18 protein-coding genes are annotated in these 14,292 nt (G+C 70.5%); 13 read left to right on the forward strand and 5 right to left on the reverse strand.

Annotation, left to right across the window (positions count from 1 at the left end):
* Positions 1-83 precede the first annotated feature (83 nt).
* The 4 genes from ACH442_RS04995 (at position 84) to ACH442_RS05010 (ending at position 3,491) form a co-directional block, all read left to right on the forward strand.
* Positions 84-674, forward strand: a complete 591-nt coding sequence (locus ACH442_RS04995; RefSeq protein ID WP_396121267.1) for a DUF3090 domain-containing protein — start codon at positions 84-86, stop codon at positions 672-674.
* A complete protein-coding gene (locus tag ACH442_RS05000) occupies positions 671-1,486 on the forward strand; it encodes an SCO1664 family protein (protein ID WP_396121268.1) in 816 nt (271 codons plus the stop codon). Before ACH442_RS04995 ends, ACH442_RS05000 begins: the two co-directional genes overlap by 4 nt.
* Positions 1,487-1,664: 178 nt before the next feature.
* On the forward strand, positions 1,665-2,903 hold the full coding sequence (mshC, locus tag ACH442_RS05005; RefSeq protein ID WP_396121269.1) for a cysteine--1-D-myo-inosityl 2-amino-2-deoxy-alpha-D-glucopyranoside ligase: 1,239 nt from the start codon (positions 1,665-1,667) through the stop codon (positions 2,901-2,903).
* Positions 2,904-3,125: 222 nt separating this feature from the next.
* Positions 3,126-3,491 carry a hypothetical protein gene (locus ACH442_RS05010; protein ID WP_396121270.1) on the forward strand — a complete coding sequence of 122 codons (366 nt, stop codon included), beginning with the start codon at positions 3,126-3,128 and terminating at the stop codon, positions 3,489-3,491.
* Positions 3,492-3,812: 321 nt separating this feature from the next.
* Here ACH442_RS05010 and ACH442_RS05015 read toward each other — a convergent pair whose 3' ends face one another.
* Complete coding sequence (locus ACH442_RS05015; protein WP_396121271.1) at positions 3,813-4,319, reverse strand: GNAT family N-acetyltransferase; 507 nt, start codon at positions 4,317-4,319, stop codon at positions 3,813-3,815.
* A 49-nt stretch (positions 4,320-4,368) separates the two neighbouring features.
* Between ACH442_RS05015 and ACH442_RS05020 the strand changes: the two genes are divergently transcribed.
* The gene (locus ACH442_RS05020; RefSeq protein WP_396121272.1) at positions 4,369-4,941 is read left to right on the forward strand and encodes a TetR/AcrR family transcriptional regulator; all 573 of its coding nucleotides are present in this window, start codon (positions 4,369-4,371) and stop codon (positions 4,939-4,941) included.
* 19 nt (positions 4,942-4,960) lie between these two features.
* Here ACH442_RS05020 and ACH442_RS05025 read toward each other — a convergent pair whose 3' ends face one another.
* Positions 4,961-5,665: a response regulator gene (locus ACH442_RS05025; RefSeq protein WP_396337076.1), complete on the reverse strand. Its 705-nt coding sequence runs from the start codon at positions 5,663-5,665 to the stop codon at positions 4,961-4,963.
* 182 nt (positions 5,666-5,847) lie between these two features.
* On the reverse strand, positions 5,848-7,008 hold the full coding sequence (locus ACH442_RS05030; RefSeq protein ID WP_396121273.1) for a sensor histidine kinase: 1,161 nt from the start codon (positions 7,006-7,008) through the stop codon (positions 5,848-5,850).
* Between the two features lie 111 nt (positions 7,009-7,119).
* Here ACH442_RS05030 and ACH442_RS05035 point away from each other — a divergent pair, with 111 nt between their 5' ends.
* On the forward strand, positions 7,120-8,505 hold the full coding sequence (locus ACH442_RS05035; protein WP_396121274.1) for an alpha/beta fold hydrolase: 1,386 nt from the start codon (positions 7,120-7,122) through the stop codon (positions 8,503-8,505).
* A 123-nt stretch (positions 8,506-8,628) separates the two neighbouring features.
* Here the strand turns inward: ACH442_RS05035 and ACH442_RS05040 are convergent, their stop codons facing one another.
* On the reverse strand, positions 8,629-9,420 hold the full coding sequence (locus ACH442_RS05040; protein WP_396121275.1) for a GntR family transcriptional regulator: 792 nt from the start codon (positions 9,418-9,420) through the stop codon (positions 8,629-8,631).
* Positions 9,421-9,842: 422 nt separating this feature from the next.
* Here ACH442_RS05040 and ACH442_RS05045 point away from each other — a divergent pair, with 422 nt between their 5' ends.
* From ACH442_RS05045 to ACH442_RS05060, 4 genes are all read left to right on the forward strand, one after another.
* The gene (locus ACH442_RS05045) at positions 9,843-10,259 is read left to right on the forward strand and encodes a DUF6232 family protein (RefSeq protein ID WP_396121276.1); all 417 of its coding nucleotides are present in this window, start codon (positions 9,843-9,845) and stop codon (positions 10,257-10,259) included.
* A 138-nt stretch (positions 10,260-10,397) separates the two neighbouring features.
* Positions 10,398-11,330, forward strand: a complete 933-nt coding sequence (locus ACH442_RS05050) for a helix-turn-helix domain-containing protein (protein WP_396121277.1) — start codon at positions 10,398-10,400, stop codon at positions 11,328-11,330.
* Between the two features lie 66 nt (positions 11,331-11,396).
* On the forward strand, positions 11,397-11,591 hold the full coding sequence (locus ACH442_RS05055; RefSeq protein WP_396121278.1) for a DUF397 domain-containing protein: 195 nt from the start codon (positions 11,397-11,399) through the stop codon (positions 11,589-11,591).
* Between the two features lie 73 nt (positions 11,592-11,664).
* Positions 11,665-11,865 carry a DUF397 domain-containing protein gene (locus ACH442_RS05060; protein ID WP_396121279.1) on the forward strand — a complete coding sequence of 67 codons (201 nt, stop codon included), beginning with the start codon at positions 11,665-11,667 and terminating at the stop codon, positions 11,863-11,865.
* Between the two features lie 3 nt (positions 11,866-11,868).
* On the opposite strand, the gene ACH442_RS05065 is transcribed toward ACH442_RS05060, so the two are convergent.
* Positions 11,869-12,738, reverse strand: coding sequence for a PAC2 family protein (locus tag ACH442_RS05065; protein ID WP_396121280.1), 870 nt, complete (start codon positions 12,736-12,738; stop codon positions 11,869-11,871).
* 114 nt (positions 12,739-12,852) lie between these two features.
* Between ACH442_RS05065 and ACH442_RS05070 the strand changes: the two genes are divergently transcribed.
* The 3 genes from ACH442_RS05070 to ACH442_RS05080 are packed head-to-tail and all read left to right on the forward strand — an operon-like array spanning position 12,853 to position 14,235.
* Entirely contained in the window at positions 12,853-13,407 is a 555-nt protein-coding gene (locus ACH442_RS05070; protein ID WP_396121281.1) for a hypothetical protein, read from the forward strand.
* Positions 13,408-13,465: 58 nt separating this feature from the next.
* Positions 13,466-13,795, forward strand: coding sequence for a helix-turn-helix transcriptional regulator (locus ACH442_RS05075; RefSeq protein ID WP_203738215.1), 330 nt, complete (start codon positions 13,466-13,468; stop codon positions 13,793-13,795).
* Positions 13,792-14,235 (forward strand): SRPBCC domain-containing protein, encoded by a 444-nt coding sequence (locus ACH442_RS05080; RefSeq protein ID WP_396121282.1) that lies wholly within the window; start codon positions 13,792-13,794, stop codon positions 14,233-14,235. Before ACH442_RS05075 ends, ACH442_RS05080 begins: the two co-directional genes overlap by 4 nt.
* Positions 14,236-14,292 lie beyond the last annotated feature (57 nt).

A 14,292-nucleotide genomic window follows, 5' to 3' on the forward strand; every position in this document is an offset into this window, starting at 1 on the left:
GCTGCGTGCACCCAGTTGCGCCCAGGGCGAACCGGGGTCGTCGGGCCGCGCGATGACGGCCGTGGGTGGATAGGGTTGGCTCCATGACCCACCAAGTGCATGCCTTCGAGCCGCCCGAGCGGTTCGTCGCCGGGACGGTGGGCGAGCCCGGGGACCGGACTTTCTTCCTCCAGGCACGCGGTGGCGGCCGGGTCGTCAGCGTCGCCCTGGAGAAGGTTCAGGTGTCGCTGCTCGCCGAGAAGCTCGAGGAGCTGCTGCTCGAGGCGAACAAGCGGTTCGGTGTGACGCTGCCGGAGGCGCCGCTGCTGGCGGTGCACGACAACGAGCCGCTGGACACCCCGGTCGACGAGGAGTTCCGGGTCGGGACGCTGGGGCTGGCCTTCGACGTCGACACCGCCACGGTGGTGATCGAGGCGATCGAGGCCGGGGAGGCCGAGGTCGAGATCTCCGGCGACCCGCTGGCCGACGACGACGTCGAGGACGATGACGAGGACGACGAGCCCGACGACGACCTCGATCGTCTCCGGGTCCGGCTGACTCCCGAGGCGACCAGGGCGTTCATCGACCGGGCCCGTCGCGTGGTGGCGGCCGGCCGCCCCCCGTGCCCGCTGTGCGGGCAGCCGCTCGACCCCGGCGGTCACCTCTGCCCCCGGCACAACGGTTACCACCGGTGACAGCCGAGCCTACCGAGGTGCTCACCGAGGCTGCCGCCCTGGAGTTGCTGGGGCGCGGTGCGATCGAGATCGAGGGTCGCCTGGTCGACGCCTCCAACACCACGCTGCGCGCCGAGATCACGCTGAGCGGGGTGACCCGGCGTTGTGTCTACAAGCCGGTGCGCGGCGAGCGCCCGCTGTGGGACTTCCCGGACGGGACGCTCGCCGGCCGCGAGGTCTCGGCGTTTCTGGTGTCCCGCGCGACCGGGTGGGGCCTGGTCCCGCCGACGATCCTGCGGGACGGGCCGCTCGGGCCGGGTGCGGTGCAGCTCTGGATCGACGAGCCGGAGGCGGCCGAGGGCCTGATCGGGTTCGTCCCGGCCTACGACGTGCCGCAGGGCTGGTTCTCGGTGGCCGCGGCCCGCGACGACGACGGCGACGCGTTCGCCCTCGCCCACGCCGACGACCCGCGGCTGGCCCGCCTCGCGGTCTTCGACGCCGTGATCAACAACGCCGACCGCAAGGGCGGCCACGTGCTTTACCCCGCCACGGGCGCCGTCCACGGCGTCGACCACGGCGTCAGCTTCCACGTGGAGAACAAGCTGCGCACCGTCCTGTGGGGCTGGACCGGCAAGCCCCTGCCGGACGAAGCGGTCGCCGTCCTCGAGTCGCTCCGCGCCGAGCTGGGTGGCGCGTTGGGCGAGGAGCTCGGGGAACACCTCACGCTCTCCGAGGTGCAGCACGTCGGGTTACGGGTGAAGCGGCTGCTGCGGGCCGGGCGGTTCCCCAAACCGCCGACCGACTGGCCGGCCATTCCGTGGCCTCCCATCTGATTCCCTTTCCCTCTCGCTTGCCTGTCGCTTCTCTTCCGCCAGGCACCAGCCTGAGCTCTGCCCCAGGGGCAGAGTCAAGCCCCGCCGAGCAGGTTTCTCCGGCGTCGCCATCCGGCTGATCCAGAGGTTTAGGTCACGCCCCGGAGTCTGTGTGACAAGTGCTGGATAGGCTCCGAACATGGACGCTTGGACCGGGCATGACGTGCCGACTCTGCCGGGGGATGCCCCCACGCTGAAGCTCTACGACTCGGCGCGCCGGTCGGTGCAGCCGGTCGCGCCGGGCGACACCGCGACGATGTATGTCTGCGGCATCACGCCCTACGACGCCACCCACCTCGGCCACGCCGCCACGATGATCGCGTTCGACCTGGTCAACCGCCTGTGGCGGGATGCCGGCCGCACCGTGACCTACGTGCAGAACGTGACCGACATCGACGACCCGCTGCTGGAGCGCGCCGAGCGCGACGGTGAGGACTGGGTGGTGCTGGCGATGCGCGAGACGGCGCTCTTCCGGGAGGACATGGAGGCGCTGCGGATCATCCCGCCGGCGCACTACGTGGGTGCGGTCGAGTCGATCCCGTCGATCGTCGAGCACGTGCGTGAGCTGGTCGCCAAGGGCGCGGCGTACCGTCTCGACGACGGCACCGGGGATGTGTACTTCGACATCACGGCTGCGCCGCACTGGGGGTACGAGTCGAACCTGTCCCGCCTGGAGATGACCGAGCTCTCCGCCGAGCGTGGCGGCGACCCGGCCCGGGCCGGCAAGCGTGACCCGCTCGACCCGCTGCTGTGGCGCGGCGCCCGGGACGGTGAGCCGGTGTGGGACGGGGGCGACCTCGGCCCCGGTCGCCCGGGCTGGCACATCGAGTGCGCGACCATCGCGCTGAACCTGCTCGGCGACACGATCGACGTCCAGGGCGGCGGCAGTGACCTGCTCTACCCGCACCACGAGTGTTCCGCCGCGCACGCCGAGGTCCTGACCGGCGCCGAGCCGTTCGCGCGGCACTACGTGCACGCCGGCATGATCGGGCTCGAGGGCGAGAAGATGTCGAAGTCCAAGGGCAACCTGGTCTTCGTGTCCCGCCTGCGCGCCGACGGGGTGGACCCGATGGCGGTCCGGCTCGGTCTGCTCTCCGGGCAGTACCGGAGCGACCGGGAGTGGACCGACGAGGTCCGCAAGACCGGTGAGCAGCGCCTTTCCCGCTGGCGTGAGGCGGCGGCAGCGCCGTCGGGCCCGTCCGGGGCCGGCCTGCTGGACGCCGTGCGCGAGGCGCTCTCCAACGACCTGGACGCTCCCGCGGCGCTGGCGGTCGTCGACGCGTGGGCCGAGGCGACCCTGTCCGGTGCCGGCGACGACGCGGAGGCTCCGGCGCTGATGGCGCGGACGGTCGACGCTCTTCTCGGGGTCCGGCTCTGACATCTGGTTGTCTGCGGCGGGGCGGTCCGATTCGGGCCGCCCCGCTGTCGTTCCCGCCGGGGTGACAGCTCGCCGCTTCGAACCTTAGTCCCAGGTCAGGATAGCTGTGGGCACTTCGCTGAAATAGCGCGCCTTCTGGTGTTATTCGGTGGAAATCCGTGCATTCTGGGCGTCGGCGCGACATGCTTTCGGAGGTCAAACCAACGTCCGAAAGGAACCATCATGCGTCGTCCGGCTATGTACGCTGCCGGCCTCTTCCTGGCCACCGGCGCGAGCCTCGCCCTCGCCGCCGGGCCCGCCGCTGCGGCCGGCTCCCACTGCAAGAAGCACGCCAGCGCTGCGTCGGTGCACGCCACCGGTCACGCCTCCGGCTACGGCCAGGCCGCCGGCGACAGCTGGTACCCGGTGCCGGTCCCGGTCGGCTACCCGGTCGGCTACGGCTACGGCGGCAACGGCTTCGCGAACGGCTTCGGCAACGACTGCAACACGTCGATCGCCCAGCGCAACACCCAGATCGGCCTGATCAACCTGAACGGCATCGCGAGCGGCGGCAACGGCGGCGGCCTCTTCGGCCTCGGCGGTTGCTGAAAACCGAATTCGTGGTGACCGCTCACCAGCCCTGACGGGCCGAGCGGTAGCAAGTCACAGGCCCGAGGTAGCCACCAGGCTCCTCGGGCCTGGGCTTTCTGCGGGTACGCCGGAACCGCGCGCCACCTCGGCCCCGGCGCCGGCCCGGTTGTGCGGCTCGCGGGGACCTCACCGCGGTGACCTCACGCTCACCGAACCCGGCCTCGGGCGGCTCCAACCGCCCGACACGGGGCACCCGACCGGACCGTCCGGCGCGGTCGCCGGTCGCGCTGCGCCTTGATGGCCCGGGGCTCGCGGCACCCGCGATCGTCCGGCGGCCCCTCACGCCTCGGCGCCGACCGGCATGAACTCCCGCAGATACGTCTGCCCCACCAGATCCGCCCCGAACACCCGCTGCGGCTCCTCCTTGATGAGCTCGAACCCGCGCCGCACGTACACGTGCCGTGCCCCCACCAGCGGATCCGTCGTCCACAACCGCATCCGTTCATAGCCTGCCGCCACCGCGAACGCCAGGCACTCGTCGACCAGCCGCCCGCCCAGCCCGAACCCCCGGGCCGACGGATGCACCAGTAGCACCCGCAGCACCGCGGTGCCCCGGTCGTCCCCGGCCACGCAGAGCACGCTCCCGACCCGCTGCCCGCCCGCCTCCGCGATCCACCCCGCTTCCCGCGCCGGATCGTGCCCGGCGGCGTAGTCCGCGACGATCCGCGCGACCAGTGCCTCGAAGCTGGTGTCCCACCCGTACTCCTCGGCGTAGATCTCGCCGTGCGCCTGCACCACCCAGCCCAGATCGCCCGGCTGCCCGAGTTGCCGGATCATCACGTTCATCACACCGCCTCCATAACTGAAACACTCGTTTCAGTCGGATACTAGCCCGATGGCCGACACCACGACAGCACCCTCGGCGCGCCGGACCGAGCTTCTCGAACTCGCCTACGCCTACGTCCGCCGCAACGGCCTCACCGAGCTGTCGCTGCGCCCCCTCGCCGCGGAGATCGGCTCCAGCCCCCGGGTCCTGCTGTTCCTCTTCGGCAGCAAGGAGGGCCTGGTCCGGGCGTTGCTGGCCCGCGCCCGGGAGGACGAACTGGACCTGCTCCACCGCCTCCGGGACCAGGCGCCGCCACCGGCCGGCCTCCCGGCGGCGGGGGAGCGGATCTGGTCCTGGCTGAGCGACCCCGCTCACCGTCCGCTGCTGGTCCTGTGGCTGGAGGCCTACGCCCGATCGCTGCTCGACCCCACCGGCCCGTGGGCCGATTTCGCCGCCACCACGGTCACCGACTGGCTCGGCGTGCTCGCCGCCGCCCAGCCCGAATCCGAGCGCGACACCACGGAAGGCCTGGCCTGTCGCACCGCCTTGCTCGCCCTCCTCCGCGGCGCGCTGATCGACCTGCTGGCCACTGGCGACCAGGAGCGCACCACCGCCGCGGTGCTCCGGCACCTTCAGGGCTGACCCCGGGTCGGCCGACGGGTCACAGGAGCTCCGCGTCGTGGACCAGCAGCGCGATCTGCACCCGGTTGTTCAGGTCGAGCTTGGTCAGCAGCCGGGAGACGTGTCCCTTCGCCGTGGGCAGGCTCATCCCGAGTTCCGTGGCGATCTCCGCGTTCGAATACCCCCGGCCGACCAGCACCGCCACCTCGGTCTCCCGGTCGGTGAGCGCGGTCAGCCGCGCCTGGGCCCTGGCCCGCCGGGTGCTCGCGGCCGGATCGGCCACGTGATCGATCAGCCGCCGGATCGCGCTGGGGGAGAGGATGGCCCGGCCCGAGGCCACGGTCCGCACCGCCGCCAGGATCTCCCGTGGCGGTGTGTCCTTGAGCAGATATCCACTGGCCCCGCCGCGCAACGACTCCAGCACGTAGTCGTCCGCGTCGAACGTGGTCAACATGATCACCTGCGGCGCGTTCGCCCGCTCCCGGATGCGCCGGGTGGCGACCAATCCGTCCACCCGCGGCATCCGCACGTCCATCAGCATCACGTCCGGCCAGTGCGCCTCGGCGACCCGGACCGCCTGGTCGCCGTCCCCCGCCTCGGCCACCACCTCGATGTCCGGCGCGCCGCCGACCAGGATCTGCAACCCGGCCCGCACGAGCGGGTCGTCGTCCACGATCGCCAGCCGGACGGGCCGCCGCCCGCCACCGCCGATCGGCTCGCCCGGCGCCTGCTCGACACTTCCGATCGGTCCGCCCTGCGCGTGCCTGCCATTGTCGATCGGGCCGTCCGGCAACTGCTTGCCATTGTCGATCGGTCCGCCCTGCGCCTGCCTGGCATTGTCGATCGGGCCGTCCGGCAACTGCTTGCCATCACCGGCCGGCTCGCCCGGCGCCTGCACCGGCAGGTCGCCGCCGCTGTCACTACTGTTCACGCCGGCCATGGCAGGTCCGCCTCCAGCCGGAAGACGCCGTCGTCAGAGCCGTAGCGGAAATTCCCGCCGGCCAGGTTCACCCGCTCCCCGATGCCGACCAGGCCCTGTCCACCGCCGGACGGGCAGCCATCGGCCGTACCGCGGAAGGGGTTGCTGATCGTGATGCGCAGACCTCGGCCCGCGGCACCCTCCATGAGCACCGTCGCGGCCGCGCCCGAACCGTGCTTGCGCGCATTGGTCAGGCCCTCCTGCACGATCCGGTACGCCGTCCGGCCGAGCACCACCGGCGGCCCGTCGACCGGCACCCCGTTGTCGAAGCCGACCGTCATCCCGGCCGCGCGCACGCTCGCCACCAACTCGTCGACGTCGGCGAGGCCGGGTTGCGGCGGCTCGGGGCGCCCCCGCGGCACCCCGATCACCGAGCGCAACTCCTCCAGCGCCTCGTGCGCGCTCGTGCGGATCGCCCCCGCGGCCAGTGACAGCTCCTCCGGCGGCAGCGAACCGCGCACCTCGAGCGCCCCCGCGTGCAGGCTGATCAGCGACATCCGATGCGCCAGCACGTCGTGCATCTCCCGGGCGATCCGCGCCCGCTCGGCGAGTTTCGCCTGTTCCTCCCGCAGCTGCTGCTCGGCCTCCAGCCGCGCGGCATGCTCGCGCAGCGAGGTGGTCAACCGCCGGTAGGCCTGCACGAACGACCCCCAGCCCAGCGCCGCGGCGGTGACCACACCGCGGACGAGGAAGTCGACCCACACGTCGTACACCGGCCGCTCCTGCAGCAGGTAATAAACGCCTCCGGCCACCACGTTGGCCATGCCGAGGAGCAGCACCACCGGAAAGCGCAGGCGGATCGCGGCCGTGAACAGGGCCACCACGATCGGCCCGGTCGCGGTCACCGAGATCGCCCCGAACGGCAGCAGCGTCACGAGGACGGCCAGCGGATGTCGCCGGCGGACCAGCAGCGCGGCCGCCGCGGCCACGCCCAGCGCGAGATCGACCGCCCACGGGACGGCCGCGCCGGGACGGGTAGCGTCACCGACCGCCGTCATCGTCGTCCCGTAGAGCAGCGCGAGGACGATCGCGATGGCATCGGCCAGCCGGTCCCGGCGAGTGGCCCGGGGGCTGCCGGGCGGCTCGGGCACCAGCAGAGGGAAAAGCATGCCGCCGACACTAGGTCGCCGCCGGAGGCCTCCGCACCCTTCCGAAGTATGGTTCGAGAACAGTTCTTCCGGCCGGTGCGGCGGCCGTCCTCCATGGAGCAATCTCGCCGCATGCCGATTCACGCGATCACCCGCAGCCTCCGGTCCCGCCGGCCGGCCGTGCTCCTCGCCGCCGCTGCCTGGGGCGCCGTCACCGCGGTCCTGACCCCTCGCGGCCCGTTGACGAACGCGCAGGCGCTCTGGTCGATCGCGATCAGCGCCGGCCTGGGCTTCGGCGCCGGCCGCCTGCTGCGCTCCCGCTGGTCTGTCCGCATAACCCCGTTGGCGTACGTCGTGAGCCTCGAACTCTGTCGCCTGAGCGTCTCCGGCCCGTCGGTCGACCCACCGCACCCCAGCCTGTTCGGCGCGTTTGCCCTGGTCGCGGGGCGGGGCGTGCACGGCCTGCTGTCGGTGCTCCCGATGGCGCTCGCCGCGGCGTACGGGTGCGGTTTCCGTCGCCGCCGTGGCCGCATCCTCGCCGGTGTGTGGACGGCGCTGCTCGCCCTGATCACGGTGGCGGTCGCGATCCCGGCTCGGACACCGCCCATCCCCGGCGGGGTCGCCGAGCTGACCCACGTCGACGTGAACGGTCACCACCTCGGCCTGATGATCCGCGGTCGTGACCCGGCCGAGCCGGTGTTGCTCTTCGTCCCGGGCGCGCCCGGCGGCTCCGAGACCGGTGCGATGCGTGCCCACCTGGCCGGCCTGGAGTCCCACTTCATCGTCGCCACGCTGGACCGCCGGGGCGGCGGCGCGTCATACGCGGTCCTCGACCCGGTGTCCACGATGACCCCGGCGGCGAACGTCGCGGACGTCCTCGCGGTCACGGACCATCTGCGCGCACGCTTTCACCGCGACAGGATCGTCCTGCTGGCGCACTCCGGCGGCTCACTGCTCGGCGCGCTCGCGGTCCACCAGCACCCGGAGAAGTTCTCGGCGTATGTCGGCACCGGTCAGGCCGTCGACGTCGAGGCCAGCGACCAGATCTTCTACGACGACATCCTCGCCTGGGCGCGGCGGACCGGAAAGACCAGCGTGGCCGACAGGCTGGAGGAACAGGGCCGCCCGCCGTATCCGAACTTCTGGTCCTACGAGACGTTCCTGCTGTACGAGAACGAGGCCTACGCCCAGCGGGCCGCCCCGCTGGGGATCGCCGGCCCGGAGTACACGCTGTTGCAGAAGGTGCACACGCTCAACGCGATCATGGACACCTGGGACGCGCTGTACCCGCGGGAGCAGGCGATCGACCTCCGGCGGGACGCCCCGGAGCTGAAGGTGCCGGCCTACTTCATCCAGGGCGAGGCCGAGATGCGAGGGCTGAGTGTGCTGTTCACCGCATGGTTCGCGGGACTGCGAGCGCCCGCCAAGCAATTGGTGACGATCCCGGGCGGCCACCGCGCGATGTTCGAGGAGCCGGACCGCTTCGTCGCCGCCCTGACCGGCCTCCTCAGCCCATGATCGCCCACGCCGGGCCTCAGGCCGGCGCCGGGTTCCAGGCCCACGCCGGGCCTCAGGCCGGCGCCGGGTTCCAGGCCCACGCCCGCCTCAGGCCAGTGCCGGGTTCCAGGCCCACGCCGGGCCTCAGGCCAGAGCCAGTCCAGGATCCGGGTCGGGCTCGGGCGCCGGCCCCGGAATGCGGTATTCCTCGGTCAGTGTCGTCATCGGACCGGGCCACGTCGCCTGCGCGACCTCGATCGGCTTCCGTGTCTCGTCGAACGCGACGTGCAGCAGATGCAGCACCGGCGTGTCTGGCCGGATCTGCAGGATCTCCGCCTCCTCCCGGCTCGGCTGGCGTGCGGTGATCGTGTCGGTGGCGCTTGCGTAGCGTCGCCCGAGCACCTCCTCCGCCTCCTGGTAGAGCGGCCGCCCGAACGACTCCGCGCGCTCCAGGCTCGTCCCGTTCGCGTCCGTCACCCGGAACCACGACGCGCCCAGCTCCACGGTCGCGTCGTCGGTGCGCACGACGTGCCGCCGCACCAGCATCTCCGTCCCGTCGCGAACCCCGAAGGCGTCGGCCACCTCGGGCGGCGCGGCCTCGCGTCCCACCCCGACGAGCTGCTGCCGATAGCGGGCGGCGAGGTCGGCGTGGTACCCGCGGTGCGCCCCGTACCGCCCTCGCGACAGCCGGTTCAGCCGGCGGCGGGTGCCGCGGACGTACGTACCGGATCCGGGTTTGGTGATCAGCACCCCTTCGACCCGCAACTGGTCGACGGCCCGCTGCACCGTCTGCTTCGCCACCCCGAACATCTCGGCGATGGCCGGGATGGAGGGCAGGCGCTCCCCGGGCTGCCATTCCCCACGGCGGACCCGTTCCTTCAACTGGTTGGCGATCTGCCGATGCGGAAACTCGGCAGCTCCCGGATTGATCGTCACAACGCCTCCCGCAGCCAACAAGGTGGATAGGTTCCTAGGATGCCTCACGCGACGTGCGCGCGGGGGTATCGACACGCCCGTGTCCCCGGCTTTGCGATCACATGGCGGTTGACCTGCGAACAAGTGGAGCAACTGCCCGATCAGGACACGAAGGTGCAGGTCCGCGTGCCGCATGACCTCATGAGTGAATCCGGCTATCAGCTATACCGCAGATAGATGTCTGGCGTGTACGTCCCTTTCGGCCCATACTGACGTCAGAAACACGAGTCATGGGGGGCCGAGCACACAACGAAAAAGGCGGCACTCAGTTCCCGCTGAGCGCCGCCTCAGGCCTCCGTCCCACAGGGAGGGGAGGACCTTGCCACCAGACATCTTTCGCCACTTCCCCTCCGTCCTGCAACCCCAGGAGGAGGGAGAAAGTCATGCCGGTCTTCTACCGAGGGCCGCGTGCGCTGATCACCCATCGGGTGATCGAGGTGCCAAGCCGTGCACGGCAGGCCTTCGCGCTGCGGCAGCTGAGCCGGATCCAGGCCGTCGAGGAGGGCCAGGATTCCGACGCGACCAGGTACAGGGCGGTCGGTGTCTCGGCCGTTTTCACCGTGATCGGGGTGGTGCCGGTGCTGGGCCGGGCGTCGGTGCCGCTCGCCGCCGTGGTGGCGCTCGCTCTGGTGGTGTGTGCGGGCGCCTGCCTGCGGGTCCGGCCCCGTTCGGCGTACCGTCTGCTGGCTCTGGTCGGTGGCCAGTTGGTCATTCTGGTGGAAACCGAGGACCGTCAGGAGTTCGATCAGATAGTGCGAGGTTTGATACGCGCCCTCGACTATCACGCCGGCGGTAATTGATCGGGTAACCGTTTTCGGGGTGTTGCGCACCACGATCGGGTGTGGAGTGTAAAGTCCGTGCGGCTGGCTGCGATGAGTCGGGCAGCCGCACAGCTGTCAGCTATGTAGCACTCTGGACGAGTCGGGGATGGGGAGGCCATGCCCAGCGGGCCGGGAGAGTCACCCGCCGTCGCGCGCCGACGGGTGCGGGTGGCGCTGCGCAAGGCCCGCCTCGCCACCGATCCTCCGCTCAGCCAGGGCGACGTGGCGGCCAGGCTGGGCTGGAGCCTCTCCAAGATGCAACGGATCGAGGCCGGCGAGGTCACCGTCTCCGGCACCGACCTGCGGGCCCTGCTCGACGTCTACGGTTCGTTCACGCAGCACGAGATCGAGGATCTGGTCGAGGATGCCCGGATCTCCCGCCGTCAGCGCTGGTGGACGCGCCCGGAGTTCCGCGAGCACATGACCCCGTCGATGCTCAAGCTCATGGCTTTCGAGACTGAGGCCGCGGAGATCCGGGTGTTCCAGCCGGGCCTGGTGCCGGGGATCCTGCAGACTCCGCGGACCGCGGAGTATGTGCTGAACGACTGGAATCTGAGTCTTTCGGCCGAGCGCCGCAAGGTTCGTCACGAGGTGCGGTTGCAGCGGCGGCGCGATGTCATCGAGCAGGCCGACGGCCCTCGGTACTACTTGGTCATCGACGAGTCGGTGCTGCTGCGTGACGTGGGTGGCCCGGAGCTGGCGGCCGAGCAGATGGCGGCGCTGGCCGCTGACGCCCGCCGGCCGTCGGTGAGGGTCCGGGTTCTGCCGTTGGCCAAGGGCGGCATCCTCGCGCTCGTCGGTCCGTATTTCATCGTCGACCTGAACGAGCATGAGGGCCGGGAGCCGGAAGAGGATGACGACGACGACGCGGTTCTCTATCGCGAGGGTTGGAATGCCGACGACCTGACCGATGATCCCAAGCTGGTTCGTCAGCACCGTGAGTACTTCGAGACGATGTGGCAGCAGAGTCTCGATGAGGAAGTCAGCCTGTCGCTGATTGCCGCCCGCGCGGCGGTCCTGCGGTCCGAGGTGGACCGGGGAAAACCTTGAGGCATGCCGCGGCGGTGGCAGGCCTGGTGCCGTCGTGGCGTGTCTCCTTGATCGGGAGAGCGAATCATGACCGATGCCACGACGAAGTGGTACAAGAGCAGTTTTTGCGAGGCCAGTGCGTGTGTCGAGGTCGCCCCTGCGGGCGAGCGGGTGATTGTCCGCAACAGCACCCGGCCGGACGGCATGCAGTTGAGAATCGATCGCGGCGACTGGCACGCTTTCCTTGACGGCATTGTGGAAGGCCGGTTCCGTCACCTCTGACGGGAGTGCTTTGGTGACACGGTGAGATGTTCGCCGTACGCTGGGTGATGGATTCCTGGGGAGGTGCCCACCGATGAGCGAGTTCGTTGACCACGATCTGGTCTGGCGGCGGAGCAGCTACTGTGCCGAGTCCGCATGCTTGGAGGTCGCGTTCCGCGGCGATGAGGTGCTGATCCGCAACACCGAGCGTCCATCCGAGGTGATCGTCGCCACGCGCGACGAGTGGAGAGTTCTGGTCGCCGGCATCCGTGATGCCGGCGACTTCTCCGTCTGACCCCTACCAGGAGCCGGCCGTCGGCCCCGCCGACCCGCCGCGCCGCCGCAGGTATTTCTCGAACTCGCTGGCGATCTCGTCCCCGGTCAGCGGCTGGATCCCCGCATCCCCGACCCGTTCCTCCAGCTCCCGCACGTATTCCCCGAGTTCCGCGTCCTGTTCCGCGGCCGCCCGGACCCGCTTCTCCCACTCGTCGGCCTGTTCGGCCAGGTCGGCCATCGGCACCGGCAGGTCGAGCACGTCCTCGATGCGGCTGAGCAGCGCGAGGGTTGCTTTCGGGCAGGGCGGGTTGTTCGCGTAGTGCGGCACGTGTACCCAGAACGACAGCGCGTCGAGCTCGGCCCGGGTTGCCGCTTCCTGCAGGACCCCTACGATGCCGGTCGGCCCGTCGTACCGGGTCGGCACCACGTTGTACTTCTCGGCGATGGTGCTGTCCGACGCGCTGCCGCTGATCGGGAGCGGCCGGGTGTACGGCACGTCGGCCAGCAGCGCCCCGAGCAGCACGACCCGGTTGACCTCGAGGCTGTGGCAGATCTCCAGCACCGACTCGCAGAAGGTGCGCCACCGCATGCTCGGCTCTATCCCCCGGATGAGGACCACGTCCCGGTCGCTGCCGGGCGGGCTGGCCACCATGAACCGGGTGGTCGGCCACTCGATCTTGCGGGTCTCCCCTTCGGCCATCGTGATGGTGGGCCGGCTCACCTGGAAGTCGTAGAAGTCCTCGGGGTCGATGCTGGTGACCTCGCGGGCCTCCCAGACCTGCTCGAGGTGTTCCACGGCCGCGGTGGAAGCGTCCGCAGCATCGTTCCAGCCCTCGAAGGCGGCGATGGCCACGGGGGAGCGGAGCAGCGGAAGGCCGTCGAACTCAGTCATGGGAGACAGCCTACGTGCGGTGCCGGAACTGCACCCGATGGCCGCGCCGTGGCCCGCCCCAGGTCGTGAGCGGTTTTCGTCATGAACCTGTGCATAACCCAGCATAATTTCGGGGTGACCAGCCACGTGGATCAGGTACTCGGGCCGTCCGACGACACGGTGTCCTTCATCCAGCCGCGCGCGATGTTCTACGTGACCGTGCTGTGGGTGGTCGCCGCCGCGTGGACCGTGATGCTCGGGGTCTACCTGCTCTTCTCGGTCGTCTTCGGGGCGCGTCCGGACGCCGGTGACATCGTCGTCTACGCCGAGATCGCGATGATCGTCCCGGTGATCGCCGCCGCGGTGCCGTTGCTGCTGTTCTACCGGCGGCTGGGCTGGTTGCACACGTCCGTGCACGGCATCGACTTCGCCGCCACCGGTCGTAAGGCGGTGCATCTGCCCTGGTCGGGGATCGCCTCGGTGGGCCTGCACGGGTGGGGGCCGTTCACCGAGCTGGTGGTGACGCCGATCGCCGGGGACTACGCGCGGGTCATCGACGGTCCCGGGTTCGCGCCGCGGACGCGCCATCGGGGCGAGGAGACGTCGTACGTCGTCGATGTGGGTCTGATGTCGCCGGGGCCGGAGGTTCTTCTGGCGGAACTCCACCGCCGGATTCCGTCGAAGGTTTGACGTGCTCCGCGTCGGAGGCTACGGTCTTAACCGCTCCGTTAATTAACGGGAGGGTTAAATGACCGACCGGCTCAGCGTGATCTTCGCAGCGCTCGCCGACCCCACGCGCCGTGCCATCCTGGCCCGGCTCGCCGAGGGTGAGGCGACCGTGACCGAGCTCGCCGAGCCGTTCGACATCAGCCTCCCGGCGATCTCCCGTCACCTCAAGGTTCTGGAGAACGCCGGTCTCATCTCGCGCAGCCGTTCCGCGCAGTGGCGCTCCAGCCGACTCGAGGCGGGCCCGTTGCGCGAGGCCACCGCGTGGATGGAGCGGTACCGCCGGTTCTGGGACGAGAACTTCGCACGCCTCGACGCCCACCTCAAGCGCCTGCAGGAGGAGAAACCATGACCGACCTCGTCATCACCCGCATCTTCGACGCACCCCGCGAGCTGGTCTACCGCGCCTTCACCGACCCCGACCAGATCGCGCAGTGGTTCGGCCCGGTCGGCTGGTCGGTGCCCCGCGACTCGATCGACATCGACGCGCGTCCCGGCGGCAAGCAGGTCTTCACCATGGTCAACGACGCCGACCCGTCGATGTCGTCGCCGGTCGACGCCACCTTCACCGAGGTGATCGAGAACCAGCTGATCGTCGGCGAGGAGGACGTCAGCCACATCCAGGACTTCGGCGCCGACAAACTCGTCATGCGCATCGAACTCTTCGACGAGGAGCCCGGTCGCACCCGCCTGGTCCTGACGCAGAGCCCGTTCCCGGCGGCCATGTCCGGCGGCGCCGAGGAGGGCTGGGGCTCCAGCTTCACCAAACTCGACAAACTGCTCAAGGCCTAACCCGAGATCAAACCCCCGCGACGGTACGAGCCGGCCCCGCCCCGACCGCACCCACGC

Source organism: Actinoplanes sp. NPDC020271, from assembly GCF_044388125.1.
Lineage (GTDB): Bacteria > Actinomycetota > Actinomycetes > Mycobacteriales > Micromonosporaceae > Actinoplanes.